The 2,157-nt window shown below is 67.8% G+C and carries 2 protein-coding genes; both read right to left on the bottom strand.

Going from position 1 to position 2,157, the window contains the following annotated elements; translation table 11 throughout:
• Positions 1-69: 69 nt before the first annotated feature.
• Positions 70-861 carry an IS21-like element helper ATPase IstB gene (gene istB / locus V6U81_RS28980; RefSeq protein ID WP_334494223.1) on the bottom strand — a complete coding sequence of 264 codons (792 nt, stop codon included), beginning with the start codon at positions 859-861 and terminating at the stop codon, positions 70-72.
• Entirely contained in the window at positions 861-2,087 is a 1,227-nt protein-coding gene (gene istA / locus V6U81_RS28975; RefSeq protein ID WP_334494220.1) for an IS21 family transposase, read from the bottom strand. The genes istB and istA overlap by 1 nt, the downstream gene beginning before the upstream one ends.
• Between the last annotated feature and the right edge of the window lie 70 nt (positions 2,088-2,157).

The following is a 2,157-nucleotide window of genomic DNA, read 5'->3' as shown; positions in this document are numbered from 1 at the left end:
TGTCAACGCCGCCTGAATCCTGACCATCGTGTTCCGGCTGAACTTTGACCACCCCGGTCTTGTTGATCTTTAGTCGTTGGTTTTGGTGGCTGCGGGGACGCGGCCGAGGTCGCGGTCCTTGAGTCGGTAGCTGTCGCCCTTCATCGAGATGACCTCGGCGTGGTGAACGAGTCGGTCGATCATGGCTGCGGCGACGACGTCGTCGCCGAAGACTTCGCCCCAGCGGCCGAAGGGCTTGTTGCTGGTGACGATCAGCGACGCTCGTTCGTAGCGGTTGGAGACCAGTTGGAAGAACAGGTTCGCGGCTTCGGCTTCGAAGGGGATGTAGCCGACCTCGTCGACGATCAGTAGCGGGATCCGGCCGAGCTTGACCAGTTCGTCTTGCAGACGGCCGGCGTGGTGGGCGTCGGCGAGGCGGGAGACCCATTGAGCGGCGGTGGCGAACGCGACCCGGTGTCCGGCTTGGCAGGCCCGGATGCCCAGGCCGATGGACAGATGGGTTTTGCCGGTGCCGGGCGGGCCGAGGAACACCACGTTCTCCTTCGACGCCACGAAGTCGAGGGTGCCGAGGTGGGCGATGGTCTCCCGTTTGAGGGAGCGTTGGTGGTCGAAGTCGAACTCCTCCAGGCTCTTGCGGGCGGGGAACCTCGCCGCCCGGATGCGGCCTTCACCGCCGTGGGCCTCCCGGGCAGCCACTTCGCGTTGCAGGCAGGCGGCGAGGAACTCCTCATGCGTCCACGACTCGGTCCTGGCCCGCTCCGCCAAGCGTTCCACCGACGCGGCGAGAGAGGGTGCTTTCAGTGCGCGGGTGAGGAAGGCGATCTCCGAGGAGACGTTGCGGTTGTTGGTCTTGCCGGCCATCAGGCGGCCACCTCGTCCAGGCCGAACATCCGGTCGTAGTCGCTGAGCCGCCGGTGCTCGACCTCACTCGTGACTGCCGGCGTCGGCGCCTGCCGGGCAGCCATGCGCAGGTCGGCGGCGGCCTGACGGTGAGCCGGGTCGGTGATGCTCTGATGCTTCGCCCAGCAGCGGTCGTGTCGGGCGACCTGGCGGCTGTCGCAGAACGCCTGCACCCGATCGGCGTCAGCGACGATGTCGACTCGTCGGCCCACCGCCGTCGGGTGCACCGAGTAGTCGTTGCCGTCCAGACGCACGTAGTGGTCCCGAGGCAACCGCGTGGCCTGTCGCCAGCCGACCACCGGCGCGACCGGCGGCAGCGACAGCATCGCGGCCCGGTCGGCGTCCCACCGGTCCACCGGGCGGCAGCCCAGCACCCGGTGTTGGCGGTTGTTCGCCCGTATCAGCCATTCCGCCAGTTGGACGTTGAAGTCCTGCGGTGAGACGAAACGGCGCCCGGGCAGGAACGATGTCTCGAGATAGCCGTTGGCCCTCTCGACCAGGCCCTTGGCCTCCGGGTCCGCCGGCCGACACTGGATCACCCGGATGCCGAGAGTGCCGCGGAAGGCATTCATCGCCTCGGTCAACTGCGGCCGTCCGGCCCGCCACTGCCCGACCGCGGACTCGTTGTCCCACACCAACGCCTTGGGCACCCGATCCCATCCGGAGATCAGCGTCCAGTGCCCGGCCAGCAGATCGGGTGACTGGCGGGACGGGATCATCACCGCCGACAGCCACCGCGAATACCCCGACACCATCACCAGCACCGGCGGCCGGCCGGTCTGACCGAAACCCAACGGCACGTCCGCCGGCGGGAACCACAGATCACATTGCGCCAGCTCACCCGGCAGATACTCCGTGCGCTGGGCCGGGTCGGGGCGGCGGAACAACGGCCGCAGCTGTTGCACCCGATCGCAGAACACCGTCTTCCCACGGGTCCACCCGACCCGTTCCATGATCACCGTCGTGGGCATGTCCGGGAACTCCGCCAACAACGCCCTGATCTGCGGCTCCATCGCGTCCACGATCGAACCCTTCGCCGCTCGCCGATACCGCGGCGGCTCATCACTGGCCAGCGCCTTCTTCACGGTGTTACGAGACATCCTCAACCGCCGTGCGATGGCCTGGATCGCCATCCCCTCCGACCGCCGCAGCCGCCGGATCTCCGCCCAGTCCTCCACGCTCAGCACCTCCCGATGCTTCAGGAGGTGGTCCCGATTCAGCCGGAACCACGTGGTCAGTTTTCAGGCGGAGCCGACA

The organism is Micromonospora lacuserhaii (assembly GCF_036902735.1).
GTDB lineage: Bacteria > Actinomycetota > Actinomycetes > Mycobacteriales > Micromonosporaceae > Micromonospora.
The sequence above is the reverse complement of the archived record's forward strand: the minus strand, read 5'-3'. Positions and strand labels throughout refer to the sequence as shown.